The 26,338-nt window shown below is 36.2% G+C and carries 21 protein-coding genes and 3 pseudogenes; 5 read left to right on the top strand and 19 right to left on the bottom strand.

The window, feature by feature from the left end; genetic code table 11:
• Positions 1 to 62: 62 nt before the first annotated feature.
• The 5 genes and pseudogenes from mnmH to PB01_RS01760 all read right to left on the bottom strand — a co-directional run bounded on the left by mnmH (position 63) and on the right by PB01_RS01760 (position 4,912).
• On the bottom strand, positions 63 to 1,100 hold the full coding sequence (gene mnmH / locus PB01_RS01780) for a tRNA 2-selenouridine(34) synthase MnmH (protein WP_151698584.1): 1,038 nt from the start codon (positions 1,098 to 1,100) through the stop codon (positions 63 to 65).
• 32 nt (positions 1,101 to 1,132) lie between these two features.
• On the bottom strand, positions 1,133 to 2,182 hold the full coding sequence (gene selD, locus PB01_RS01775) for a selenide, water dikinase SelD (protein ID WP_151698583.1): 1,050 nt from the start codon (positions 2,180 to 2,182) through the stop codon (positions 1,133 to 1,135).
• A complete protein-coding gene (locus PB01_RS01770) occupies positions 2,179 to 3,189 on the bottom strand; it encodes an AI-2E family transporter (protein ID WP_151698582.1) in 1,011 nt (336 codons plus the stop codon). The genes selD and PB01_RS01770 overlap by 4 nt, the downstream gene beginning before the upstream one ends.
• Before the next feature lie 376 nt (positions 3,190 to 3,565).
• Positions 3,566 to 4,156, bottom strand: a pseudogene (locus PB01_RS01765) (FMN-binding negative transcriptional regulator).
• 102 nt (positions 4,157 to 4,258) lie between these two features.
• Positions 4,259 to 4,912 carry a YIP1 family protein gene (locus PB01_RS01760; protein WP_151698581.1) on the bottom strand — a complete coding sequence of 218 codons (654 nt, stop codon included), beginning with the start codon at positions 4,910 to 4,912 and terminating at the stop codon, positions 4,259 to 4,261.
• A gap of 200 nt (positions 4,913 to 5,112) precedes the next feature.
• On the opposite strand from PB01_RS01760, the pseudogene PB01_RS01755 reads away from it, so the two are divergent.
• Positions 5,113 to 5,721 (top strand): annotated as a pseudogene (locus tag PB01_RS01755) (LysE/ArgO family amino acid transporter).
• 31 nt (positions 5,722 to 5,752) lie between these two features.
• Here PB01_RS01755 and PB01_RS01750 read toward each other — a convergent pair.
• From PB01_RS01750 to PB01_RS01725, 6 genes are all read right to left on the bottom strand, one after another.
• Complete coding sequence (locus tag PB01_RS01750) at positions 5,753 to 6,721, bottom strand: CobW family GTP-binding protein (RefSeq protein WP_151698580.1); 969 nt, start codon at positions 6,719 to 6,721, stop codon at positions 5,753 to 5,755.
• 29 nt (positions 6,722 to 6,750) lie between these two features.
• On the bottom strand, positions 6,751 to 7,587 hold the full coding sequence (locus PB01_RS01745; protein WP_151698579.1) for a TIGR03943 family putative permease subunit: 837 nt from the start codon (positions 7,585 to 7,587) through the stop codon (positions 6,751 to 6,753).
• A 19-nt stretch (positions 7,588 to 7,606) separates the two neighbouring features.
• The gene (locus PB01_RS01740; protein WP_151698578.1) at positions 7,607 to 8,488 is read right to left on the bottom strand and encodes a permease; all 882 of its coding nucleotides are present in this window, start codon (positions 8,486 to 8,488) and stop codon (positions 7,607 to 7,609) included.
• A 265-nt stretch (positions 8,489 to 8,753) separates the two neighbouring features.
• Positions 8,754 to 10,883 carry a CocE/NonD family hydrolase gene (locus tag PB01_RS01735; protein WP_151698577.1) on the bottom strand — a complete coding sequence of 710 codons (2,130 nt, stop codon included), beginning with the start codon at positions 10,881 to 10,883 and terminating at the stop codon, positions 8,754 to 8,756.
• Complete coding sequence (locus PB01_RS01730; RefSeq protein WP_151698576.1) at positions 10,876 to 12,051, bottom strand: dipeptidase; 1,176 nt, start codon at positions 12,049 to 12,051, stop codon at positions 10,876 to 10,878. Before PB01_RS01730 ends, PB01_RS01735 begins: the two co-directional genes overlap by 8 nt.
• Positions 12,044 to 13,003: an ornithine cyclodeaminase family protein gene (locus tag PB01_RS01725; protein ID WP_151698575.1), complete on the bottom strand. Its 960-nt coding sequence runs from the start codon at positions 13,001 to 13,003 to the stop codon at positions 12,044 to 12,046. The genes PB01_RS01730 and PB01_RS01725 overlap by 8 nt, the downstream gene beginning before the upstream one ends.
• 198 nt (positions 13,004 to 13,201) lie before the next feature.
• Here PB01_RS01725 and PB01_RS01720 point away from each other — a divergent pair, with 198 nt between their 5' ends.
• On the top strand, positions 13,202 to 14,461 hold the full coding sequence (locus PB01_RS01720; protein WP_151698574.1) for a glycosyl hydrolase family 18 protein: 1,260 nt from the start codon (positions 13,202 to 13,204) through the stop codon (positions 14,459 to 14,461).
• Between the two features lie 1,077 nt (positions 14,462 to 15,538).
• A complete protein-coding gene (locus tag PB01_RS01715) occupies positions 15,539 to 16,171 on the top strand; it encodes a hypothetical protein (RefSeq protein WP_151698573.1) in 633 nt (210 codons plus the stop codon).
• Between the two features lie 144 nt (positions 16,172 to 16,315).
• On the opposite strand, the gene PB01_RS01710 is transcribed toward PB01_RS01715, so the two are convergent.
• The 6 genes from PB01_RS01710 to PB01_RS01685 all read right to left on the bottom strand — a co-directional run bounded on the left by PB01_RS01710 (position 16,316) and on the right by PB01_RS01685 (position 20,758).
• Entirely contained in the window at positions 16,316 to 16,966 is a 651-nt protein-coding gene (locus tag PB01_RS01710; RefSeq protein ID WP_151698572.1) for an SIMPL domain-containing protein, read from the bottom strand.
• A gap of 74 nt (positions 16,967 to 17,040) precedes the next feature.
• Positions 17,041 to 17,496 (bottom strand): DMT family transporter, encoded by a 456-nt coding sequence (locus PB01_RS01705; RefSeq protein ID WP_151701930.1) that lies wholly within the window; start codon positions 17,494 to 17,496, stop codon positions 17,041 to 17,043.
• Positions 17,497 to 17,513: 17 nt separating this feature from the next.
• Positions 17,514 to 18,212, bottom strand: a complete 699-nt coding sequence (locus tag PB01_RS01700; RefSeq protein WP_151698571.1) for a Crp/Fnr family transcriptional regulator — start codon at positions 18,210 to 18,212, stop codon at positions 17,514 to 17,516.
• A 25-nt stretch (positions 18,213 to 18,237) separates the two neighbouring features.
• Positions 18,238 to 18,663: a DMT family transporter gene (locus PB01_RS01695; protein WP_151698570.1), complete on the bottom strand. Its 426-nt coding sequence runs from the start codon at positions 18,661 to 18,663 to the stop codon at positions 18,238 to 18,240.
• Between the two features lie 162 nt (positions 18,664 to 18,825).
• Positions 18,826 to 19,626, bottom strand: coding sequence for a LysM peptidoglycan-binding domain-containing protein (locus PB01_RS01690; RefSeq protein WP_151698569.1), 801 nt, complete (start codon positions 19,624 to 19,626; stop codon positions 18,826 to 18,828).
• A gap of 502 nt (positions 19,627 to 20,128) precedes the next feature.
• Positions 20,129 to 20,758, bottom strand: a complete 630-nt coding sequence (locus tag PB01_RS01685; protein ID WP_404815102.1) for a histidine phosphatase family protein — start codon at positions 20,756 to 20,758, stop codon at positions 20,129 to 20,131.
• Positions 20,759 to 21,061: 303 nt separating this feature from the next.
• Between PB01_RS01685 and guaD the strand changes: the two genes are divergently transcribed.
• Both guaD and PB01_RS01675 read left to right on the top strand, forming a co-directional pair.
• Positions 21,062 to 22,429, top strand: a complete 1,368-nt coding sequence (guaD, locus tag PB01_RS01680) for a guanine deaminase (protein WP_151698567.1) — start codon at positions 21,062 to 21,064, stop codon at positions 22,427 to 22,429.
• Between the two features lie 30 nt (positions 22,430 to 22,459).
• Complete coding sequence (locus PB01_RS01675) at positions 22,460 to 23,806, top strand: uracil-xanthine permease family protein (RefSeq protein WP_151698566.1); 1,347 nt, start codon at positions 22,460 to 22,462, stop codon at positions 23,804 to 23,806.
• A 180-nt stretch (positions 23,807 to 23,986) separates the two neighbouring features.
• On the opposite strand, the gene PB01_RS01670 is transcribed toward PB01_RS01675, so the two are convergent.
• On the bottom strand, positions 23,987 to 24,766 hold the full coding sequence (locus PB01_RS01670; RefSeq protein WP_151698565.1) for a YqhG family protein: 780 nt from the start codon (positions 24,764 to 24,766) through the stop codon (positions 23,987 to 23,989).
• A pseudogene (locus tag PB01_RS01665) lies at positions 24,696 to 26,310 on the bottom strand (DEAD/DEAH box helicase). Before PB01_RS01665 ends, PB01_RS01670 begins: the two are co-directional and overlap by 71 nt.
• Positions 26,311 to 26,338 lie beyond the last annotated feature (28 nt).

Below are 26,338 nucleotides of genomic sequence, written 5' to 3'. Positions count from 1 at the left end.
AAAAATGATAAGTACCAATTTCAAAATAATTCTAAATTACTTTAACAGCTGGTATCTTAAGTCTACTCGACTAGTTGTTTCATTTCCTTCAGTACCTTTTGGAAAGCATCATCTATATCTACTGCATCAATGATAATTTTTTGTTGCTCAAGAATGTGACTTCCTGAATATTCATACTTGGAATCATAGTAATACTCTAGCAAAAGCTGAGTTGCGAGGGCAAAATCCTCATTATCCAAATTAACCTCGATTTGTTTAGCAACTGGTGTATGAATTCGTTTTTTGATCAATTGGAAAGCTTCTTTAAAATACTGAGGCGATTCCCACGGCCGATAATCATCTATAATATTTTGAACCCTTACCTCGATTGGAAGATTAATCACCAATTGTAGTCCTTGTTCTTTTTGTTCATATAGAAATTGCGGCATACCGACTCTCCCAATTCGTTTACTTTCCCCTTCTATAAAAACGTAAGGCGCGCCTTGATAACGTAACATTTCAGTAAGGAGAAGAGAGTCAAATTTGGTCTGGTTGCTTGGCTCTAGACCAATTTGACCAAAGATAGATCCTCTATGCCCAGCCATTCCCTCCAGATCGATCACTGGAAATCCTTCCTTAGATAATCGCTTCAAAATTGCTGTTTTACCTGATCCAGTGTATCCATTTAATACAATTAGTTTTGGTGTGAATTCTTCCTTCTCTAACTCATGCGCAACCCATTGGCGGTAGGTACGAATTCCTCCGGTTAGGCGGTTTACTTGGAATCCCATTAAATCTAGTACAGTAGCTGCAGTTTTACTGCGCATTCCTCCGCGCCAACAAAAAACGGTAAATGGCGTTTCTAACTGTTTAAACTCAGAAATAAAAGCTGGGAGCTTCTGAGAAAAAATAGCTAAACCTCTTTCACTTGCCTCTTTCGCTCCAACTTGTTTATAGATTGTCCCTACTTCTGCACGTTCTTCATCATTAAAAACAGGGATATTTATACTTCCAGGAATGGTTGACTCATTAAATTCCTTAGGAGAGCGTACATCAATTATTAAGTGACTTTCTTTTTTATACAAAGCGAATAAATCAGTTAATGGAATCTCATGAAACAACACTTTCACCTTCTAGACCAATTTTAATCAAATTACTGTATATGGATTTTCCCTATATACTCTTCCGTTACTTCACCTATAATTCGTGCATCGACACCTTTTTTTTGAAGCTCCTTAACGAGTTCATTTGCTTCATCATTAGCAATTGATATCAAAAGACCTCCGGATGTAACAGCATCACATAAAATCCATTGATCTATTTGATCCAATGATTTAGGATACGTGACAACATCAGCTAAATGTAAAAAGTTATTTTTAGTTCCACCAGGTACTGAACCAGCTACAGCAAGCTCTTTTACTCTCGGTAAAACTGGTACTTGATCATAATAAATGCATAAACCTACTTTACTTCCTTTAGCCATTTCAGAAGCATGTCCTAGTAACCCAAATCCAGTCACATCAGTCGTTGCATGAACATCATATCCCGACATTACCTCGGCAGCTGTCTTATTTAGTGTAGTCATAACTTTTGTTACCTGAATAATTTCTTCTTCCGACAACAAATTATTTTTAAGCGATGTCGTATAAATACCCACACCAATAGGCTTTGTTAGAATTAGCTTATCCCCTACTTTAGCACCAGCATTAGTTCTGATTTTATCCGGATGCACAACGCCAGTAACAGCCAAACCAAATTTCGGTTCCTTGTCATCAATCGAGTGCCCACCTACTAAGGTTACACCTGCTTCATTTAATTTATCCCCAGCTCCTCGAAGTATTTCACTTAGAATCCCTTTGTCTAAAGTCGAAATTGGAAAAGCTACGATATTAAGAGCGGTGATCGGTGTTCCTCCCATTGCATAGACATCACTAATTGCATTAGTAGCTGCAATCTGCCCAAAATCATAAGGATTATCCACAATCGGTGTGAAAAAATCTACCGTTTGTACAATGGCGGTTGTATCATTTAATCGATATACACCTGCATCATCGCTCGTATCTAAACCAACTAGTAAGTTTGGATTCGGAAGAGACACTGGTAACTTACGTAAAACTTGTTCCAAATCGGCGGGTCCTATTTTACAACCACACCCTCCTTTAGTAGTGAGAGAGGTCAGTTTTATTGAATCATATTTTTTCATATTATTTCCTCCTTATTTGTCACCTCAAGTACATCCAGTAAGAAAACAAATACTGGTATTCCAATAATCAATCCCCATACTCCAAAGAAATTTTGTGAAAAAATAAGCACTACGAAAGTATAAAAAACCGGCAAATCGGTTTTTGAGGACATCAGTTTAGGATTCAAAAAGTATGCTTCTATTGCATGTATAATTGCAATAGCAATAACAACGTAAATAACCTTTATAAATCCTCCAATTGTATATGCAACTAAGCATAGGGGTATTAGTGAAATAATTACCCCAGCAACCGGTATAAGCCCTAAAAAGAAGACGACAATTGCTAAACCAAATATTTGAGGAAACCCCAAAACTATCATTGCAATTACCGACAAAGCACCATTAATGATGGCAATTATAAACTGAGCCTCAATAACTTTTCCAAACGTACGGGTGAACTTCTTGCCAAAAAACTCAATTTCATAATAAAAAGGAGCAATCTTGCTATCTTTAAACTTGGCAGTGAACTCTTTTAAACGTGGCTTCTCCAATAAAAAAAACAAACTCAATACCAAAGCTATTAGAACTTGGACACTAATTTTACTAATATCCGTAAAAGATTTCAGAAGAAAGGATAAACCATTCTCTAAATAGGTAGCAATCTGATTAGTTGAAATAAATGATACTATATAATTAATCAAAACACTTTCATGTGGCTGTGTGTAAAAGGTGGTTATTCTTTTTATGAGTTGACTTACTTCTACTGTAATAATAGGTAAGTATTTCACAAGTCCTAATACCAACAAGCCGACAATTAGTGAATACATTAACATAACAAGCAATACACGTTTTAATCTTACACGTTTTGCCACAAATTCTACGAGTTGATCCATTAAAAATGTAAAAATAAACGTAAGCAAAATCAAATTGATCATACTTTTCACACTAAACAGAAGTAATACAATTAAACCAAAAATAATAACTCTTTTTACTCCCTTTTTTTGAAAAACTTCTGTTATCCCAGACATTTTAAACATTACTCCCTAATAGATAATTTGATTTGAATCTTTATATTTTAGTATCACCCTGTACGAAACATATTACAAGAATAAAAGGGCGTATTTTTACACATGTGTTGATTAACAAAAAGTATCCAGTAAATTACTAGGTAATATGGTAAAAAACACTAGGTACTCGGTATATAGTCGTTTTTTAATTGCTTTTAACCATTAGGAGCGGGAAGTGACTGTGTCACTTCCCGCTCCTATGTTTTCGGTAACTTTGTTGCGGATGTTTGTCCGCCATCGCCATATTCTTCTTTATTGTCCCCAAAATTGTTGCTGATACCACCGCTGGTATCAAGCAAGTATTATCTTTACAGCAATACATTTGATTTTATTTTCATCATTCTTGCAATTTGCTACTCTTCGAATCTACCTGTCTTTTCAAGTGCTTCAATAACATGTTTACTCTCTCTTGCGTATGGTTTTGACGTAGCTTTGCTTTACCTTTGATTTTTTCAATAGAAATAGAGAAACCAACAACACCTTTTGAGAATTCATCTATATACGAAGCATCTACTTCTTCCTACGAATAATCACTTGACGGATCTTCATATTTTTCGGTTATTTTGACCATGGATTCCCAAAGTCGAGAATCTCCTTCATCCATTAACTTCACTTTCCCCACAATATGAACAGTCACATAGTTCCAAGTCGGCACAGCATCTTTCTTCTCACACCAAGAGGGCGAGATGTAACAACGAGGTCCTTGGAAATCAACAAGTACCTGTTGTCCTTCTATATCTTTCCACTGGTTATTTCCTTTAGAAAAATGACCGACCTATTCAGTTCCATCAAGATTCAATAGAAGTGGTAAATGCGTGGCAGAAGGATTTTCTTGATAATTTGAGTATAGAGTAGCAAACCCAAGTGTATGTATCACATCTACCATTCTCTCAAGACTATATATTTTAAAGTATTTTGGTATGAACATCTAATTCAACTTATTTCTTTGTGATTTCATGCTCATTTTTGCCTATAATAGCATGAAAAACGAGCTTGCAATTTAAAATAGAATAAATGCAAGCTCGTTTTTTTAGTAAGCAGACGACATTGCCATAGAAAATCCAATGATAATCGCCACAATAAATACAATGATTACTATTGTGATGGAAGGAATTATTAACGTTGCAAATCCTTTCCCGCTTGAAAACTGATGTACTTCTCCAATTGCTTTACTTTGAATAATAATCATCCAAATGGAATAAGTAAGGGTAAACAAATTAGAAAGGATAAACCAAATCATTGACCCCGATGTAGCTTCCCATAAATTCATGGTAAACAGATTATTGTAAACAAAAATAAATGATAAAATCCAATATGGTGTCAACCAAATACTTGGAATCACTACAACGCCCATTGCCTGAGCCATCTCTCTAAACGTTCCATATCCACCAAACCATTTGCCTACCCAGGTATAAATAACAGCACCAATACCTACTCCGATCAAGCCAATAATAGGACCAAGTATTAATATTCCTAATAACAATAACCACAAAGAAATATCAAAGTTCTTACTCCATTCACCAATCCCACTAATAGAACTAGGTACTCCCGCTATTGCAGCTAGCGTAAGTGAATATTTTAAACTTTTATGATCCAATACATAACGCACCGTTTTTCTAGTGGATAGCCAAATAGAAAAAAACGGATTTATTTTTTCTGTTTCTTCATATCTTGTTTGTTGCATCACATAATCCCTCCAGCCTATTACTAGTTTATTTATCTATTAGAAAAATATGAATATTTCATCCGAATTAAATCCATATAGTGCTAAAATAGTTGAATATGATGTGTATTGTTCCTTATTAATATATATTCGACATTAAGTTTACTTTTCCTCTACGGATATCTTCAGCAAAAGTACACCTTATGAAAGAAGGAATTTGAATGGAACCATTTATTCACGGACTATTGTTAGCATTAGGATTGATATTACCATTAGGTGTACAGAATCTATTTATTTTCAATCAAGGGGCTATCCAACCATCCTTTAAAAAAGCATTGCCTGCATCGTTGACTGCTTCCATATGTGATACCTTGCTAATACTTTTAGCTATTTTAGGGGTGTCGATGATTGTTATGCAATATGATTGGTTGCGTATTACTTTAATAGGGATCGGTGTCTTGTTTCTAATTTATATGGGGATTGTCACTTGATTTGCCAAATCAAGTTCATCTACTGAAACCCAAACTGTTCAAATGTCTACTAAAAAACAAATAATTTTCGCGTTATCTGAATCGCTGCTAAACCCACATGCCATACTTGATACGATTGGGGTTATTGGTTCAAGCTCACTTGTTTACACGGGAACAGAAAAAGTTATTTTTACCGCAACATGTATCATTGTGTCGTGGTGCTGGTTTCACGGACTATGTTTTGCTGGTCGAATGTTGAAAAAGATAGATACATCCGGTAAGTTTCTTGGGATATTAAATAAGATTTCTGCAGTCATTATTTGGTTCACTGCGATATATATGGTTTTATCTTTAGTATAAGAAAAACGCCTCTACATATTGCAGAGACGCATTACTTTGGCTGTAGTAGCTGTTTACAATGGGCATTCAATTGTTCATTGTCTAGCCCCATACCAATTAGAATGATAACCGGCTTTTTATTTGAAGAAGCAGAAATTGGGACGAATTGCGCTTTCTTTGAAGCGTATTGAAAACTATAAAGTTGGCTTGAATTTTCAATTTCGATAATCCCTTTTCCTCGAAGAATACCGCTAGGAAGTTGTAAGAGCCATTTTTCAAACGCTTTTTGTTGAATTGCAGGTAAATCCTCCAGCTTAAGTGCTTGTAAAGTGGAGTGGTGATGATGATGGTGAGTTATTTCCGAATGCTGCTCCCCGATTGCAATGGATTGAAAGCGTTTTTCGAACAGAATTTTCGGTTCAACCTTTCCGTAATGACTATTCACCATTTGCTTTTCTTGCCCAACGATTTTAGCTATTTTCTGTTTAACTTTATCTAGTTGTTTTGGTGGGACAAGATCTGTCTTATTTAATAGCAATAAACTTGCGCAGACCATTTGCTCTTGCATTAGTTTTCGAACTTCTGCGGAACTGGAAAACACACTTTGAAATTCTAAATAATGACTGGAATCCAAAACGGTAATAATAGACATGACTTCAAACTGATCAATATATGGCTTAGAAAGAAGAGCTTCTTGTATTTCTAATGGATTAGCCACGCCAGTACCCTCAATGAACAGTACATCCAGAGGCCGTTCTTCCATTTCTGTAACTAATTCATCCAATGTCTTTTTTAAATCCTCTTGTAGAGTACAGCAAATACAACCATTTAGAAGTTCAAATACCTTTTTATCTTCAAATAAATGGCTTTCCACATTTTCTTCACCTAATTCATTCAAAATAATGCCGGGTTGTTGTCCTCTTTTCTTGCATTGTTCCAACATATTCAATAGGACTGTAGTTTTGCCACTTCCAAGAAATCCACTTATCACGTAGACAGGAATTTTCGTATTGTTTTCCATCAAAATCTCTCCTATCAAATACCTTATTACTAATTGCTTCTATAAACGTATGGTTCTTCCGGTTCGGTTATTTTCTTGATCTTGTCTACCTTTAATATAGGAATTGTCTTTTTAAATGGTTGGTAGTACAACGTATCCATCGTACCTTCCACGTCAATCCATTCATCGTTTTGGAATGTTGTATCTTTTGGAAGTTCTAATAGCATCCCAAATACTCCTGAATCTGCAACACAGTGTATGATGCCAAACCGGAACAAAAATACATCTCCAGTTTCCTTATCTACGTAAGTAAACCCTCTGAAACCAATTGTTTTACCAGTAAAGTATCCAGGATTTTTGTATATTGTCTCCATCCCATATAGATAATCTTTATCATCTAAAATCACATTGTCTTTGTTTTCGTACTTACTTAGTGCTTCTTCATTTATCTCATCATATCCCCCTTCACCGTAAAACACGCTACTATCTGGTTCAAGGAATTGATGGACACCGTACTCATCCTTACCGTTATAAACTTCAAAGTTAAATCCCTTTGCTGCAACAATATTTGAATCCAGGGTCGCAACGGGAAGAAACAATGCAGTCAAAATAGGAAACAGGAATATGGGGTAACTAATCCACACTTTCCACTTCTTTCTCTCTAAGGAATGATCTATTCCACAATCACATATAGGGTCCAAATCATCCTCATTTTTACCCTCTCTCAAAGTAAAATACATTTGAATGAGCATAAAGAAAAAGAAGATGAAAATAGCGAGAAAAGAAAACGTGGAATATTTTAAGTTAATGTATTTCGATATATTTCCAGATGCATGTAAATGTAAAAAGAGAAACGAAAATCCTAGTAAAATCCAGCAACGAAGCATTATTAAATTTCTCCTTTCTTTACAATTTTGTAATAATTATTGATCCTAGCAAAACTAAAATGGTTGTATAGATAAATAAGAAAAAAACGAACTTTGTTTTAAATACCCCTAGCATCATTAATGTGTTCTTAATATCAAACTTCGCACCGTATACTAAAAAGGCCACTAATGCTCCAGTCGAAAATGTACTTCTAAAGGAAGCAGCAACAAATGCATCCGCAGATGAACATAGGGACATAATGTATGCCAAGCCCATCATGACAAGTGAAGAAGAATATTCTCCGTGTCCGATGGAAGTTAAAATAGATGTTTTCATATACGTTTGTACTGCAGCCGCTATTAATGCTCCTACTATTAAGTATTTTCCTACGGTAAAAAATTCATCTACCATATGTTTGAAAGCACCTAATATTTTTCTTTTAAGTGGGATATTTTGCGATGCAGCTTGGTACGTTAACATATGCTTTAACTGAGGCTCCTTAAATTGAAAAGAAAGTATTAAGCCGACAATAAATGCAACGATAAACGATAGTCCGCCACGATACAAGACCATTTTCCAACTGTTCCCGAAAGCTACATATGTGGAGAAAAGCACGACTGGGTTTATGACTGGTCCAGTTAACATGAACGCAATTGCTGCATGGAGCGGAACCCCTTTCGCCATTAACCTTCGTGCAATCGGAATAATTCCACATTCACAAGCTGGAAAAACCGCACCGAGCGCACTTGCAGAGAGCACCGATAGAAACCGATTTTTGGGAATAACTTTTGCAAGCATTTCATCTGTCACAAATACTTGTATTAAAGCTGAGACAATTACCGCTAACATGATAAAGGGTAACGATTCTATTAAAATACTAATAAAAATAGTATTAAACTGTAAAAATAATTGACTATTCATTTTCATTACTCCTATTAAAAACTTGAATATAGCAATAATAGTCTAGTCTAGTCGGTTCCATTTTACAAATGGTTGTGACTGGAGAGCAAACCATATTTAAGTAGACTTTTAGCTATCTCCTTCGCTAACTCTTAGACGTTGGTAAGGAGTGCCACGTTCCTGATAGATTGCCTTTCATTTATACATTTGATTAATTTTCACTAGCAAAAAGAGCGCTCGAATTATTCGAAACACTCTTAACTAAAAGCATATAACTCTGCTAATATTACTTCTCCTTTAACAAAATTGGTAATTTCACGTGACTTGGATATTCTTCCGTATGATATACCCTTTGTACGACGACCAATTCCTTTGGATTTTCATAAGGATTTTCCCCTGTATTTGAATTTGGAAATGAAACAAATTTACTCGAAGATGTGATAGAAAACCTAATCTTAGTTCCTTTCTTAAAAGTATAAGCTATCGGTTGCATATAGATGTTGTATTTTTCAATTTCACCTGGTTCAAGTAGTATTGGAGCATCATAACCATTTCGATATTTTGCTCTTACGATATAATTAGAGAGATGAATCGATTCTCCAGTTTCATCCACTACGCTTAAATTCACCACCCAATCGGTATCCATACCTGAGCTTGCAGCGTAAATTTCAGCAGAAAGTTCACCCGCCACTACAATATTTTCTTCCAGAACATCACTTGTATAAACAAGTATATCATTTCTAATTTCATGTTTATTTAGTATGTCAGGCTCTCTATCTCCACTAAACTCAAACGGCTCTTTTGGATTATAAGTAAATTGATCTGCTTGGGCAGATTCTGCCAGTTTATTTAGTAAAGAGCCGTCTCCATTACTCGAATTTGCATTTCCATTACTGGATAAATAAAAATTCGTCGTCGTAGACTCTTTTGGAGACCAATCATCTGATTGCTTCCATTCATTATCACCAACAACATAGTACGTTGCTCTTGGTTCTTTATCGATACCATTTTCTATTCCTTTTAAGTATCGATCAAACCATCTCAACACGTTCACGTCATAATCGTAGACTACTGAATTATTGCCGAAGTGTAGACTTTTAAGATCTCGTGCTCTATTTGGATTATGCTCCCAAGGCCCAAGTACTATTTTCCGGTTCGGTACATCATGCTGAGTTAGCATTCTCCAAGTCTCTGACACGCCAGGACCATCTCCATCATACCAACCAGAAATCACAAACATCGGGACCTTTACTTGATCCCCTTTTTCAGAATATGTACAATTCCGCCAAAAGTCGTCATACTCTGGATGCTCACTCCAAAGATCCCATGGACCCGAGTTTTTCCCAATAATTTGTTGGGGAATTTCTTTTATTGGTCTCGCATCAACTGCTTCCTCCACACTTACTGCTTCCCCTGAGAAAATACTAAAATCGGTTCTAGTTCCTACAGATTGCGCTAACGTCCAACTGAGCAATGGCCAAGAACAAACGGTACCACCCCTTCTTACCGTATCGGTAAAAGGTGAACCTACATTTACTTCATTAACAACTGCTTTCAAGTTGGGATGTCCACTTGTTGATGCCGCTGTGACAACATAACCTAAGTAGGATGCTCCCCACATTCCAACATTTCCATCCGACCAATCCTGCTTAATAATCCAATCAATCGTATCGCTGCCATCATCGCGTTCATAATAAAACGGCACTAAACTTCCTTCTGAATCTGCGCGCCCACGAACATCTTGATTTACAACTGCATAGCCTTTATTGACCCAGTGCATTAATTGTTCTTTCTTTTGATTTCGATCATAACAAGTTCTGATTAAAATGGTCGGTACTTTCTGTATATCCCCTATTCCCTCTGGAAGATAAACATCCGTAGCCAGTTTCACTGCGTCTCTCATCGGAATTAAATAAGTGCCTAAATCATTAATACCGAATTTCGGTTTCGATAGATTTGGATCATCGTACACAACTAAAGGAGTTAGTGCTTCATAGCCCTCTTTCACGAGTATTTCCATACCATATCTATTAGGGCAAACAAAAGCGATCACTTCTCCATTCACAGTAACAACATCCACCGCTGTATTATTTCGAAAAGCCCATACTTGTGATGTTTCTAATTTGTTTTCAATCGTCGCATTATAAGAGATATGCTGCTTATAATAATCTTTATTTTCAAGAAGAACTTCATCACCAGACCAATCCGCTTCTGCGTAAAATTCTAAATTGGAATGGATTTGACGAATCGGTAAATTCGCTTGAAAATCTTCCGCCAATGCATTTTCTTTTAATTGTGTTCGTTGACGTTTATTAACTTTCGAATGCATTATCTTATTGTCCTGGAATTTAATTTTCCCTTCGTACACGCCAGCACAATAATAATTGAAAATTGTTTCATTTAAATAACTACTCATATCCGTTCCCCCATACCTCTTCGAAAACTCGTAACCAATTTCCACCGATTATTTTTTGTATATCTTCATCCGTGTAACCTCTACCTACTAGACCCCTCGTGAAATTAATGAAATAGCTATACTTCTCCAAGCCGGTAACCGTTTCGGTTGATGGACCATCTCCTTTTTTAAATCCTAAGAGGGGAGCAATTTTTTCTTTAAAATAAACTAACGACCAAGTTACGTCACTCATAGGCCAATCCGTTCCAATACCAACATGATCAACACCTACCAAGTTAACGATGTAGTCAATGTGATCCAATACATGATTAATTGTCGTAGCATTTGGATCATCATGCACAAACCACGGCATCGCAAACACCCCTATAACCCCGCCAGTTTTCGCGATTTCGATTATTTCTTCATCACTTTTACATCTCATATGGTTAAAGATATTTTCTACTCCTGTATGTGATGCAATGACGGGTTTTGTAGAGTATTTACATGCATCTAACGTTGTTTGTTTTCCACAATGTCCTGTGTCAACAACAATACCGAGTTCATTTAGGCGCGCAACGAATTTAACTCCAAAATTGGTGAGCCCCGCATTTGATCGCTCCGCACAACCAGCACCTATATAATTTTGTGTATTATACGTTAGTTGAAGCACCCTCAATCCAAAATCATGCATTGCATCAAGTAGTTCAAGATTTGTTCCAAGTCCTTCCGTTTCTTGCGCTGTCACGATTCCCGCTTTTACATTATTTTCTTTCGCTCGCTTAATATCGTCAGTAGTTAAAACTTTCGTTAACCAAGGTAGCTTATCAAATTGCATTTGTACTTCAGCCATACTCGAGATAATACTTTCACGATCTGATAAGCTTATTTGTCTATTTGCAGCGGTGATTCCCGATTGGTACCACTCTTCTTCAAATGCTGGAATTTCATTATTTGCTGACATTTTTGCAATAATCTTTCTTGGCATACCACTATAAGCCATAGGGTCATCTTGAAACGGTTCACATTTCTCTTTTAATACCTCCGAAATCTCATCCGAAATGGCTAGCGGCGATAACGGACCTTGAAATAGCAGATCGATAATAATGCTAGCGTTATGTAAGTTCTTTGCTCTTTCTTCCTGTTCTTTTGTTAATCGAAAATCGAATAGCCCTTTTTGAAAATTAATCATTGAATTTCCTCACAATCTCTTCATAAATGAAATTAGCTGCAGCAATATCCTCAATCGCTAATCCTAGCGACTTAAAAATCGTTATATCTGTTTCCGATGTCCTGCTTGTATTTTTATAAATTAATAACCTACCAATTTCCCCTATAATATGATTTTGCTCAATGACACCTTCTTTTAATGGGATTAAATAATCTCCTGACTCATTTTGGGTAGATTCTATACTGTCGACGTAAAGTTTAGACGTTCTCACAAGTTCTGAATCTAGTTCTCTATCATTTGGCTTACATGCTCCAACTGCATTCACATGGGCACCTGCTTTAACCCAGGTCGCTTTTAAAATTGGTTCTGTTGAGGAGGTAACTGTACAGATAATGTCTGCATCTAATGCGGCCTCTTCAGCTGTATCACAGAGGATTATTGACACCTTAAATTTCTGTTGCATCTCCTCTTTAAATTGGTTCGCATTTCGAATATTACGACTCCAAATTTTCACTAATTCAATTGGCCTAACTGTTAACATAGCTTCTAAATGGGTTTTTGCTTGCGTCCCTGTTCCTAAAAGACATAATATTTTTGAATTTACTCTAGATAGCTTGTCAGTTGCAAGCGCACTAACTGCTGCGGTTCGGATTGCAGTTATTTCCGAACCATCAACAACTGCCATTAATTCTCCATTCTTAGCGTTAAAAAGTAATACAACTCCTTGATGCGATGGTAGACCATGCTTATGATTATTAGGAAAGACCGTAATTACTTTCGTTCCGAGCACTCCATTCTTCTTTAAATAACCTGGCATCTGCCCTAATACATTTTCATCATCTATCGCTAAAACGGAACGCAATACTTGAGTTGCCTTCCCTTGAGCTAAATCTATCAAAGTACTTTCCATAACTTTCATACATGATTTCATTGATAGTAAAGTACTTACTTCATCTTGGTTAATGAACAACAAAAACCTTCACTCCTTCATTTTCACGAAAGTCATAAACACTTAATAATTAGTTTAACACATTAATAACGCGCTATTTAAAATAATTAGATAAATTTTATTGGTATGATTTTTATTTGGGTTTCTTAGCAAAAGGGGTTATGAAGCCTCTAACAATTACATATGTTTAAATGAATAACTACTGGGGAAAGAGGGAGTTCTATGTTTATTTATGTTGTAAAAATGGGGGATTCCTTATTCTCGATTGCAACAAAATTTCAGGTAACCATGGATAGCATACGTATAACGAATGGTTTAAAAACGGATAGCTTGGTACCAGGACAAGATTTACTTATTCCGACAAATATGTATACAGTTCAACCAGGGGACTCGCTCTATTCTATTTCCCAAATGAGCTTTATTTCTGTCGAAACCTTACGTCTTATAAATGGCCTACACTCAGATACGTTAGCGGTTGGCACAATGTTATATTTACCTCCAAGAACTAAATATGATGCATTAAATCTTAGCTATATATTGCCCTCAACACCTACCAAAAACAAAAATATGATTCAGAGTGCAGCTCCTATCAATACTTTTTTCGGGGTTTTTGAATACCACATTCTTGCTGATGGAAGTTTGAGCTCTTTGGACGATCGACAACTTATTCGGGTAGCAAGAGAGAATAAGGTTGCACCACTTGCGGTAATTACTAATCTGACATCAACAGGATTTAATGCCGACTTGGCAAATCAAGTATTAAGCTCCCCCCAAGCTAAAGCTCGTTTAATTAAAAACATCTACAATTTAATCAAGAACAAAAACTATGCCGGTGTAAATATTGATTTTGAAATGCTTCTAGAAGGACAAAGAGATTTATATACTAGTTTTCTACATTCGTTAAGAGAAAAGTTGAAGCCGGAAGGATATTATACTTCCGTCGCTATTCCAGCTAAGATGAATGACAAACTTCCTTATTTGAAGGCTTATGATTATGGAGGAATCGCCGCCGCTGTTGATTTAGTCGTTATTATGGCCTATGATTTTCACGAAGCAACCAGTTTGCCAGGTCCCATCTCCCCCATAAAGGAAGTAAGACAGACAATTGAGTATGCTCTTAAGCATATGAAAGCAAGTAAAATTATTCTAGGGGTACAACGTTACGGTTATGATTGGAAAATGCATGATAATACCGTGATCGATGCCCATGCCGTTTCAGTTTCTATGGCAATTGAAACAGCTATGAAACATCAAGTACCGATCCAATATTCCAAAGAAGACCAACAACCTTTTTTTCAGTATAGAGATGATGCTGGTCAGAAGCATATTGTGTGGTTTGAAGATTCAAGAGCCCGAGCTCAGAAACTCAAGTTGGTCACTGACTATCATTTAAAAGGAATCGGAGAATGGCAATTAGGGTTCAAGTTTGCCCAGTCTTATCTATTAGTAAACGAGTTTTTAAAAACCCATAAAGTACTCTGAGATTTGTCATAAGAAAAGTGCAAGCGCTCTTTAAGTGCACCTTGTCTTCTCTATTTCCTGAATACTTTGGACGAAACATTAGCTACACTATTACCGATGGATTTTTTGTGGATCGTGAAGTGACTGCGTCACTTCACGATCCATTTTTTCGGTAATCTTGTGGCGGATGTTAGTCCTTCGCCCTCTTGAAATATTTAATGACATGGTGCATTTGGTTTGGTTAATGAGAGATTAGATACTTAACCATTCTTTTAAAAGCAGACGAAGAGTCAATTTCGTCCGCTCAGCACTTCTTTATCAAAGAATGCTATCTATTTTTTCAGGTTCCATTAGCCCTATAGATAAACAATGGAAAGTACTAGTTCATTATTTCTACGAAGCATATTGCCTTTCTTAATTGCACTGTTGATTGGTGCAGACTTCGGCGACTCCTAGGATATGCAATCAAATCAAGACCCAGAACTCGCACGTTTCGAAGGAAGCTGCTTGATGCTTATCCGACTTGCAAGCTCCGCCTGTAGCGGAAATCAACCTGTTCACAGCATAAAAGTTATATACTTTCTTATTTTTCAAGAAAAGTGCAAGCCTGCTTTAAGTGCTTCTTGTCTTCTCTATTTCCTGAATGCTTCGGACGAAACATTGGTTCACTATTACTGGGATATTTCTTGTGGCTCATTCTCGTATAGGAGGAAAATACTCTAGGAGAACAGGCGTTGCAACTGGCCTGTCACTAAGTAAAAAAGCATACAATTATCTATAAAACCAAGGTGTCATGTTTCGAAACAATATGTAATTGTTTCAGAACGCGACACCTTTTACTATTTTGTCTTTAACACTTGAATGACGTCATACATTCGGGTGGTTCGTCAGCGGAAAGAAAGTGTCTTTTTCCAGACTCGATTTTTCTACTCGCTATTTAATAATTATTTTTATTTTTAAAAATACCGTTTTCTAACTTTTACAATCTAAAGGAATTTGAAATACTGCTTATTGAATCCGCAGATTTCTTCACAATTAGCGATTAGGTTCATAAAATATAGAATGACGATCATCTGCTATAAAAAGGAGTATGTAGAAATGAAAGAATCGAAGGTACATTTATTTTCCACAAACCTTGCAATGAACAATAATCGAAGCCATGCTGTAACTAGTCCTTATGTAGAACTCTTAGAAGAACAAAAATCCTTCAACCTGCATTATATGGAACAATCTTCTCACTTGAGGGACTTATGTCAAACAATATTAGATAAGGTACAAGATCAAGAAATAGCAATAGACGAACAAAAAAGAATCCAAAGGCAAAATTATTTAAATCTCAGAAATATGGTAATAGGAACCGCTCAAACCACAAAAAAATCCACCTTCCATATAGAAAAACTAACTGACTCTAATAAAAGGATAATGGAACAATCGAGGAAACAAGGGGAAGTAATAAATATCTTGCATCGAAGGATTGTTAGACAAAAGAATTTTTTAAATAACTCTTCTATTAATCAAAGCAGATATATGAAAGATTCCATGGAGAAATACAACTCTTTGGAGCAAATGAATAAAACAATTTTGAACAATATAAAGCTACAAAAAGAGGAGCAGGAAAGATTTTTTAGTAATTTCTTGGAGATGCTTAACATACAAAAAGTCCCTCTAGTTGATATTTCTATAACACAAGACAACTATCTTGAAAATGAATCAAACCAGCAAGAAGAATAATTAAACTCCAATAATGAAACCACAAAAAAGCTAACAATTGAAACTGTTTATAACAAAATAAAGAAGGCAGGGTGTTCAATTAAAATGAACAACCTGCTTCCTAATTTTATTAAAACTTCTCTTACTAGAGTTCCCTACTATAAATTAGTATTGAAATTTAACCCGAACAGCTGCACTAATTGTTATTTGTCCTTGTTCAATTGGCGTATTTGCTGATTCAGACATGGCAACTGATTTAAATAGTACAGGGCCCGCCGCCTCATTCACTTCTACAATTTCTATCGGTTGTGGATGTAATGGTAATTTCATAGTATCAGCGATTGTTTTTGCTTTCATTTGTGCATTTTGAAGGGCTAAACGAAGAGCTTGTTGATAAGAAGAATCGGCATTTTCCATTTTAAACTGAATACCTGAAATGCGATTTGCACCATTTTGTACGGCTGTATCAATGACAGTTCCAATTTGACTAGTATCTTTTAGTTTTACATTAATCGCATTTGTTACTTCATATCCGCGCAAGACTTGTTTTCCTTCTATATAGTCATAGTTTGGAAATACATTATATGCTGCAGTTTGTATATCCTCTTTTGGAATACTAAGTGCCAAAATGGATTGGATTACGCGATTCATGATGTTTGCATTTTCCTGCTGAGCTATACTAACATCTTTACCCTCCGTAATCACTTCTATTTGAATTTGAACATAGTTTGGTTGAACGGAAATCTTGCCATTTCCAGTCACCGTAATAACTCGCATAGGAGGTAATGAAGGATGATGAACGTTTGAATAATACATAGAATCTCCCCTTCCATAATGTTGTGCATACTAACATACTATGCTTTTTATTCAGGGAAGTTGTTGCAATATATTTAGTTCTCCGCTACTACTTCTTTACCACCGAGTTTAAAAAGGATTATTCCACCGATAATAATCAATACTCCTAATAACTGTTGAAACGTAAAAGGTATTTTTTCTAACCCTAACCAGCCTAATGAATCCCAGAGTAGTGCAAAGCAAAGCTGCGATGTAAGTACAATGGCAATCGCATATGTTGGACCAAGTAATTTGATACTTTGAATCACGCAGATTACGACACCCACTCCAATAATCCCACTAAACCAATACCAATTTTTCATATTATCCAACATCCACATACGTTCACCTTCTATAATGAAACCAATGAGAAGCGAAGCAAAAAACCCCATTCCTAATATCAAGGTTGTCGCTGTCCAAGAACCCGTTTTTTCATTCACTTTGGTATTAAATATATTTTGCAAGCTTAAGAAAAAGCCTCCAATTAGTGCTATTACTAATCCTACAAACATCTGCTCAGCTCCTCGATTCATTCATAAATATTGTGGTTAGCAAGAACACTTAACCCATCGCGATCTTTTACGTTGATAAACTCTTTATTACGTTCAATTAATCCATCTGCGCATAACTGATTAATGACTCGATTTAGATGTCGATAGCTAGTTCCGATAAGACCAGCTGCATCTTTCAAATCTTTTATAGGGAGCCGACCTTTAAAATTAGTATTCGATTCATCAAAAGATATGGACATTAAATAACTTGCTAAACGTACCTCTACTGGATACATCATGTTAAAACTAAAAGAATTATCCTTAATACGAAATTTCCTTGTAATGACCTTAAGTAAAAATTGCAGGAGAGGAGGATAGTCCATTCCATACTTTTTTAACCAATCGTAATGGATCCCAATCATACAAACTGGCGTGACAGCTTCAACCGTATTGATCAACTCAATATTTTGTATGAATTCAATATCCCCCACTATTTCAAGCGGGGATTTAAAAGCAATAATTAGCTTATGCCCTTCGGAAGAGGTCATAAAAATTTTTATCTTCCCTTTCACAAGGATATATAGATGACTCTGGGGTTCTCCCTGTTCACAAATAATTTCTCCTTGATCAAAATTATATAACGACAAGTAGGGCATTAACTCTTCGTTAAATACAGATGCTATTTGATGAGAATATAAATAATAATTGAGTTGCTCACGATCTTTCATTTGCTTCATGGTTTTTCGCCTCCCCGCTAGCCATTCAAAGTCCTAACATCACAACACCAGCTACCATCATTCCCATACCAATAAACTGAGGTAATTTCATCTGCTGCTTACCTACACCAAACCAACCATTAATATCAATGACAAACGTCAAACTTAATTGGGCAATTAAAACTGCAGATATAGTAAGCGTAACGCCAATTTGATGAATAGCTGTAATATTACTAAAAATAATAACTGCAGCCATGGCCCCACCAGTTAAATATAACGGTTTCACTTGCTTTAACATTTGCCATTTGCCATCACGTACGAACAACACGATGAACAAAGCTAACACAAACCCAGTAAATTGTGTAATCGCTGCCGTCTGCCACGTACCAATATCTTGACTAATTCGGGCATTAGCAACACCTTGCAAAGTAATAAATGCACCACCTAATAACGCGAAAAAGATCCCTTTCATTTTGCATTTCCCCCATTCGACTTGTTATCTCTATTTAAAGATAGATTCATCCATTTTGGAAAGGACATATGTCCCTATATTTTACTCCACAAAAATAACATGCTCTAAAACAAATGATTCTTGTTATTAGAGCATGTTATATAGTATATTTTTTCTTGATTTCTAATTTAAAACTTTTACTTTAACCGTTTTGCGGCCCCAATTGAGCGCTGATTCTTTTGTTGGAAAGAAAATATCAATTTTATTTCCTTTAATTGATCCACCCGTATCTCCGGCAATCGCTTCCCCATAGCCTTCTACCCAGACTTTTGAACCTAGTGGAATGACAGTCGGATCTACAGAAATGACTTTTTTGTTCGGATTTGCATGTAAATCTATACCTGTTGATGTTACTCCCGAACATCCTACACAAGATGCTGTATACGCTGTTGAAGAAACAGTTATCTCTTTTGCTATTGACTTAGATTGAACAGCAGTTTTTGTCACAGGTTGTGCAACTGGCTTAGCCACTGGCTTTACCACTGGTTGTATCGCTGGTTTAGTTGTATCAGATTGATGAGTCGTAGGTACGGAAACTACACTTTTTTTAGGCTGACTTGTTTTTGTGCCTTCAAAGACTAATTCATCTCCTGGAAAGATTAAATCACTTGTAAGGTGATTGCTATCCATTAAATCATCGACAGATAAATTATGTTCTTTCGCAATATCAAAAAGTGTATCTCCTAAGACAACTTTATATGTATCAGTGGTTTCTTCTACCTTTAACTGTTGAGATGGATATATAACTGTTGTATCAAGTCCGTTCCATTCTTGCAAATCTTGTACACTTACATTTGTTTCTTTCGAAATAGCCCAAAGTGTATCTCCTTTTTCTACCGTATGAACAGTTGCTGCGGAAGCTTGTCCCACCACTCCTACTGATAGTGTTACCATTGCTGTTAGTGCAATAATGTGTTTTTTCATAAGATGAATTTCCTCCTTTTCACTAACAAAACTAGTTTACCATCCAAAGATGACAGGACTATTGCAGATTCGTGTGAAGAAGATATCAATTAAATGACAAAGTTCGACACATTGATACAATTGTAATATTTTCATTAATGGAATAAATTATAGGCTTTTCAAAGGCATTTACATGCACTAAGTACGTGAATCAACTTCATAATTCCAATTTAGAGCAAATAACACGAACAATATTAAAGTGAAATGTGAGAATATTTATAATATACTCTTCATAAATCAGCATGATTTCCGCTATAGGCAAACGCTTTCCACGGCGTGAGAGATGAGCCATCACCGCCGCATTCGCGTCGTTTGTAATGTCGCATCTGTCTCACTCATCCCGCTGGAGTCGCCGCCTGTCGTTCTAATCAATTAAGAAATTAAGAATTGTTCGTGTTTAAATAATTTAATGCTATTTATGAAATTAACTCACGTAGTAAATAAATAACTTACACCCCTTTTTTTAGTTTAAGTGTTCCTGTCTATTCAGAAACCTTATAACGCTCACATTCTCTTTTATCTCCAATAAATGAATACCAGTATCACCTGTAGCAAATGCAAAATCACTGGCATTCGGTTGACGAAGAAATGCTTTAAGCAAATGTGAGATTAAACCGCCATGAGAGACAATCGCCACTCTTTGATAATCTCTGTAGTCAAAAATAACTTTATGAAAAATCCTTTCTGCTCGAAAACGAAATTCCAAGTCTGACTCGCCATTTTCAATTGGTATATGAGCTGGTCTCCCATTTGGGGGTAATGGATATTTAACAGCCGCCTCTTCTCTGGAAAGCCCCGCAAGAACACCATTATTAAATTCCATTAAGTCACTTTCTACAATTAATTCACATCCGATTGCTTCTTTTAAAATGACAGCCGTTCTTTTCGCTCTTTTCAACGGACTTGCTAAAATAATGTCAGGCGAAAAATTTGTAGATACATAATCAGACAGCCTTTTTGCTTGCTGCTCTCCAAGCTCTGTTAAAGGAAAATCCGCTCTACCTTCGTGTACCCCTAGTAAATCCGCTTCCGATTGTCCATGTCTAATTATAAGTAATCCCAATTGATTCACTCCTAATTCAGTCTCAATCATATTCTTCAGCTAGCGTTTCGCTTTGCAAATCGAAGTAACATTCAATCCCTCAAAATTACCTAATTTCTATAAATTAATTTAAATTATACCTAAAAAGGACCATAAAAAGAATAATAATCTAATAATTATAATAATTAAGTTATAATTACCTTCAATTAATTCAAGTATTTTCTAAAAATATTACAAAACACAAACATTATAAAATATAATTCAAAAATTATTCGCTTATTATCTATACTCTATATTTATTTTGCTCTATAATAGCAAATATGATTTCAAAATACGAACATTAAGGCGGAGTTTATGAGAGAATATGCACAAATTTTTCAAGGGACTGCTTTTACAAGTAAATCACCAAAAGAAGTAGAAATTCTAAACGATTACTTATTCTGCATTAATAGCAAAGGTATGATTGAAAAAATAGTAGCTCCAGAAGATACAGTCTTTCAAGACTTACTAGACGTTTATCAAGGAAAAGAAAATTTTCATCGTTTAGCTGAAGGTCAATATTTCTTACCAGGCTTCGTGGATTTGCACGTACACGCGCCGCAATGGGCTCAATCCGGTACTGCGTTAGATATCCCACTTTATGACTGGTTAAATACATATACATTCCCACTTGAGTCTAAGTTTTCAGATTTAGCTTTTGCAAAAAATGTCTACGAAGACGTAGTAAGTACTTTGCTCGCAAACGGAACTACGACGGCGCTTTATTTTGCAACTGTCCATAAAGAAGCAAGTTTGTTACTAGCTGAAATCTGTGCAGAAAAAGGACAACGCGGCCTAGTTGGAAAAGTTGTAATGGATGACCCTGAACAAAATCCAACATTTTATCGGGATGCAGATACTCAAACTGCATTAGCTGATACGGAAGAATTTATTTTAGCTGTCAAAGAATTAGCAAAATCAACTAAACAAGGGGTATACCCAGTAGTCACTCCTCGCTTTATTCCAAGCTGTACGGAAGAAGGTCTAAAAGGTTTAGGAGAACTTGCTGCTAAATACGATACGTATGTTCAATCGCACTGTAGTGAAAGTGACTGGGCACATAGTTATGTCCAAGAACGCTTACAAAAGAACGATGCCTTTGCATTGAATGATTTTGGTCTATTACGCGATAAATCCGTAATGGCGCATTGTAATTTCTTAGATGAAGACGATGCAGATTTATTTGCCGAAACGGGAACCGCCGTTGCCCATTGTCCAATTTCCAATGCTTACTTTGCCAATAGCGTTATTCCTATTGCTCATTTGCATTCCAAAGGTGTTGAGATTGGCTTAGGCTCTGATATTTCTGGTGGCTTTTCACCTAGTCTTTTCGATAATGCAAGACAAGCTGTGATGTCTTCAAGAATGTTAGAGGATGGTGTTAATCCGACTCTTCCCGCTGAAGAACGTGGCGTGCCAGCATCACGGATCACGATAAATGAAGCATTCTATTTCGCGACTGCCGGTGGGGGTGAAAGTTTAAGCTTACCAATCGGCCGTCTAGCAGAAAGCTATGCTTGGGATGTACAAATTATCGATACCAAAATCGTATCTGCAAAACTACCTATTTTTAACGAGCATGAAGACGTAAACGATGTCTTCCAAAAAATAATGTATCTTGTTCGACCAGAAAATATTCGCGAAGTGTGGATTCAAGGAGATAAAGTTCACTCACGTTCGTAATACAAAAAAACTTGGAGGTGCTCGTTACCTATGGAAATACCTACACATAAACAAGCTCACAATAGTAATCCACGCTTAACGGTTGGTCCCGATGAAAAAGTTTCACTAGGTCAATCCACGTTACTCGGTTTACAACATGTACTTGCGATGGACGTTTACGTGGTACCTTTCATCATTGCCATGCTAATCTCTTTACAGTCTGGTCAATCAACAGCGTTGATACAATCTACTTTTATTGCTGCAGGAATTGCAACAATCGTCCAAACTTATTTTTGTATGAAGTTACCAGTTGCCCAAGGCCCTTCTTTTATCCCGATTGGCGCTATCGTAGGGATCTATGCAGCTAGTGGTGGTGGAATAAATGGTTGGGGCACTGTTTTAGGTGCTAGTTTAATCGCTTCTATTCTAGTTATCATTTTAGGTTTTACAGGTATTTTCAATAAATTGGTTAAGACCTTTGTGCCAACCATCGTTGGTGGGACAATCATTTTTGTAGTCGGACTTTCGTTAATGCCAGTCGCATTAAATGATAATATTTACAATGCAGGTGGTGCTACTGTTGCACAAAATATCTATTTGGCGCTTATCTCAGGTGCTGTGCTCATTTTATGTGTAATGTTAGGATCTTTGTTCGGAAAGAAAGGCCGAGTTTTTCGTATTACTTCCGTTATTGCCGCTTTAATCGTAGGGTGTATTGCAGCAAACTTTATGGGAGTATTGAATTTATCGGCTGTCGGAGATGCAAAATGGTTTAGCTTACCACAAATCCCTTTTGTCGACTTTAACTTTTCTTTTAATCCATCTGCAATTATTACGATGGTTATTATATATATTGTTCTAATGGCAGAGACAACCGGCACATGGTTTGCCGTGAGTAATGTCATAGACAAACCGTTAACAGAAAAAAATATTAACCGCGGCGTAATTGGAGAAGGTATCGGCTGTCTTATCGCTTCCTTATTAGGAACAACTCCTGTTACTGGATACTCAACTAATGCCGGAATCATTTCCATCACTGGTGTTGCTAGTCGTCGTGTCTTTATCGCTGCTGGAGCTTGGTTTGTGTTATTCGGTTTTTCAAGCAAGTTATCTGCCCTAATCTCTGCAGTTCCATCTGCTGTCATCGGCGGGGTTTTCGTCATCGTTTGTGGCGTGATTGCGATTAGTGGTTTAAAGGTAATGAAAAACGAAGTAATAAGAGAGAAAGAAATGTATGTCATCGCGGTGCCAATGATATTAACACTAGCTTTAACGCTTATTCCAAAAGATTTTTTATACACTTTACCTAACACATTACAATATGTATTTAGTTCTCCTGTTGCAGTAGCCGCAATAGCAGCAATTTTATTGAATAAACTACTCCCGAAAACGAAATAGTGTAACAAAACACACGGTCATTGAGATATCCTGTCGCAATGACCGTGACCTGTTTTGTGAATGCCTCCGACAAGTCATATAACTCCTGATCATACGATTGTGAGCTTTGATCATCCGATTCTCTATTTTTTGCTTTCTTGTCAACCTAAAAAGAGGACGAACAATTATCCCCCCTCCTACCTATTTCTTATAAAATAGTCCACCATTTATTACTTCAACCTTTATCCTTACTTTGTACTGTTCCTCCATTGCTTTTTTTTCCATCTCGTAACATTCAGGCTTGTCTACCACCTCTTCATAGAAATGCTCCAATATATGAAGATCCTTACGCCATCTCTCAGTTGCTTCTTCTGCCCATGTATGATCATCTTGTTGGATGATATTTTCAATTACGGCATCTAATCGTTCCAAAGCACGAATTGGTTTAATAATATAAGGCAAATGAAAGACGGCTCCAGACATACATTCATCCATGACCAAGTCACTTATAGATTCCTGAAATTCTTCTTGAATGACTCCTGTCATTAGATTAATCCCTAAAGAGTAGAGTATTTCTTTTGTTTGGTCGCTGTAATATGATATTTTATAATTTACCCCTAGCCATGGTGTTAAAATAACCCTAGCTTCCATCTTATCTACCTTTTCAAACATTTGGACAAAAGCACCTAGCTCTTTAGTTACTCGAAACAATTGATTGAGTCGTGGTGAACCAAAGTGCACGATTTCTCCTTTAATATCTTCATCCAACTTATTTTGATTGGTAATTAGAGTTAATTGGGCTGGATTTGGGACGCCATTTACGCTTTCTAAATACTGCCAATAGTAAGGGCGATTCATAATTTTTTTATCCATATTGATCGTTAATTGAACGGTAATATAGTGTTCGTTATCATTCAAAATCTCGCAATTGTTTTCTTGAAAGAATGTTTGTAAATAACCGTGCACTTGCTGCGGGTACATGTTTATCCTCCTCAAATAGATTTTTTGAACGCAGATAAAATATCGTCTAACTCCCCCACGACTTTTTCAAAAACATCAATCTTCACATAAAGCAAATCCAATATATCTTTTTCGATGGTGTTATCTATTGCTAAATTATATATATGAACGTCATGCTCTTGCCCTAACCGGTGGACTCGTCCAATTCGTTGTTCTAATTTCATTGGATTCCAGGGCAAATCATAATTGATAACATGGTGACAAAATTGAAGGTTAATCCCTTCTCCCCCGGATTCCGTTGCAATGAGTACTTGCGCTTGTTCTTTAAATAAATGTTTCATCCAATCTCGTTTATTTTTATTGAATTGCCCATTAAAGAGAACGCTTGTAATTCCTTTTGAATTCAAATACCACTGCAAGTATGCTTGACTTGCTTTATATTCGGTAAAAATAATGACCTTATCATTTGCTTGTGAAATTATTTCATACACTTTTTCTGCCTTCGAGTTTATTTCCAATGCCATCAATTTTTGAATGATTTCCTCCACGTATTCATTCTCTTTTGGTTCCACACAATTTTGTCGCATTTTATTTAAGGTCAAATATGTAGCTTCCTTGCTGCTACACATTTCCTTTTGCAACGTGATCATAGAAAAGGTCCCAGAAAAAACAGGGGAAACGTCCTTAAGTGCTAAAATTAAATCATAGACATCTTTTTCTTCTTTCGTAAACTGGATTGGGATTATTTGAACACAACGATTAGTCCATTCAATGCCAGTGTTTTGTCTTCTATTTCTAACCATCACTTGATTCACCAATTCTTTCAAATAATCTTCATGCTCTAAACTATGCTTGCTAGCAGAAAATGAAGATTGAAACGTCTCATAATTCCCAAGATGTCCTGGTTTTAGTAAAGAAATAAGATAAAACAACTCAAAAACATTATTTTGCACAGGCGTGGCTGTTAACAACAAACAAAACTTTTTCTTTAAACTTTGAACAAACTCGTAGATTTGCGTTTTATGATTTTTTAGCTTATGTGCTTCATCAATAATGATCATGTCGTATTCTTGCGCATATATGAGTTCTCTATGCGGATTTTTCTTTGCAGTATCCATACTCATTACGACAACATCATAATAGTCAATGGGAGTATTTTTTTTATAGGGTATCGCAGGAATGTAAAATTTATAGTTCAGTTCTTCCACCCATTGAGTGATAAGAGAAGCCGGAGCTAAAATTAACGCTTTTTTTACTAGTCCGCGAACGAGATATTCCTTTAATATCAAACCTGCTTCAATGGTTTTACCAAGCCCAACTTCGTCTGCTAGAATTGCTTTTCCATTCATCCTTTCGATAACCGTTTCAGCCACTTCTAATTGATGGGTAAGAGGAGTTAAGTTGGGTAAATATTTGGGAGATTGAAGCCCGGTGAAGTCTGCAATCAAGTTAGTTTTAACTACGTCGTAACTCATATTGTAAAGTGTCCAATTATCCCAAGGTTCCACATTCTCTAACCTTTTTATAAAGCCCTCTTTCCACTCAGTCGACTTTTCAATTATCATGCATATCACCTCTTGCAAAGTTTTCTTT

This window comes from Psychrobacillus glaciei (assembly GCF_008973485.1).
Classification (GTDB): domain Bacteria; phylum Bacillota; class Bacilli; order Bacillales_A; family Planococcaceae; genus Psychrobacillus; species Psychrobacillus glaciei.
The sequence above is the reverse complement of the archived record's forward strand: the minus strand, read 5'-3'. Positions and strand labels throughout refer to the sequence as shown.

Bases quoted from the DNA above. Each gene is read 5' to 3' on its own strand.
- PB01_RS01690 (WP_151698569.1), bottom strand. From the start codon at position 19,626: ATGAAAAAACACATTATTGCACTAACAGCAATGGTAACACTATCAGTA.
- PB01_RS01700 (WP_151698571.1), bottom strand. From the start codon at position 18,212: ATGAAGCAAATGAAAGATCGTGAGCAACTCAATTATTATTTATATTCT.
- PB01_RS01760 (WP_151698581.1), bottom strand. From the start codon at position 4,912: ATGCAACAAACAAGATATGAAGAAACAGAAAAAATAAATCCGTTTTTT.
- PB01_RS01705 (WP_151701930.1), bottom strand. From the start codon at position 17,496: ATGTTTGTAGGATTAGTAATAGCACTAATTGGAGGCTTTTTCTTAAGC.
- PB01_RS01715 (WP_151698573.1), top strand. From the start codon at position 15,539: ATGAAAGAATCGAAGGTACATTTATTTTCCACAAACCTTGCAATGAAC.
- PB01_RS01670 (WP_151698565.1), bottom strand. From the start codon at position 24,766: ATGTACCCGCAGCAAGTGCACGGTTATTTACAAACATTCTTTCAAGAA.
- PB01_RS01750 (WP_151698580.1), bottom strand. From the start codon at position 6,721: ATGGAAAACAATACGAAAATTCCTGTCTACGTGATAAGTGGATTTCTT.
- PB01_RS01720 (WP_151698574.1), top strand. From the start codon at position 13,202: ATGTTTATTTATGTTGTAAAAATGGGGGATTCCTTATTCTCGATTGCA.
- guaD (WP_151698567.1), top strand. From the start codon at position 21,062: ATGAGAGAATATGCACAAATTTTTCAAGGGACTGCTTTTACAAGTAAA.
- PB01_RS01770 (WP_151698582.1), bottom strand. From the start codon at position 3,189: ATGTCTGGGATAACAGAAGTTTTTCAAAAAAAGGGAGTAAAAAGAGTT.
- PB01_RS01710 (WP_151698572.1), bottom strand. From the start codon at position 16,966: ATGTATTATTCAAACGTTCATCATCCTTCATTACCTCCTATGCGAGTT.
- PB01_RS01685 (WP_404815102.1), bottom strand. From the start codon at position 20,758: ATGATTGAGACTGAATTAGGAGTGAATCAATTGGGATTACTTATAATT.
- PB01_RS01740 (WP_151698578.1), bottom strand. From the start codon at position 8,488: ATGAATAGTCAATTATTTTTACAGTTTAATACTATTTTTATTAGTATT.
- PB01_RS01745 (WP_151698579.1), bottom strand. From the start codon at position 7,587: ATGCTTCGTTGCTGGATTTTACTAGGATTTTCGTTTCTCTTTTTACAT.
- PB01_RS01695 (WP_151698570.1), bottom strand. From the start codon at position 18,663: ATGAAAGGGATCTTTTTCGCGTTATTAGGTGGTGCATTTATTACTTTG.
- PB01_RS01735 (WP_151698577.1), bottom strand. From the start codon at position 10,883: ATGAGTAGTTATTTAAATGAAACAATTTTCAATTATTATTGTGCTGGC.
- PB01_RS01675 (WP_151698566.1), top strand. From the start codon at position 22,460: ATGGAAATACCTACACATAAACAAGCTCACAATAGTAATCCACGCTTA.
- selD (WP_151698583.1), bottom strand. From the start codon at position 2,182: ATGAAAAAATATGATTCAATAAAACTGACCTCTCTCACTACTAAAGGA.
- PB01_RS01730 (WP_151698576.1), bottom strand. From the start codon at position 12,051: ATGATTAATTTTCAAAAAGGGCTATTCGATTTTCGATTAACAAAAGAA.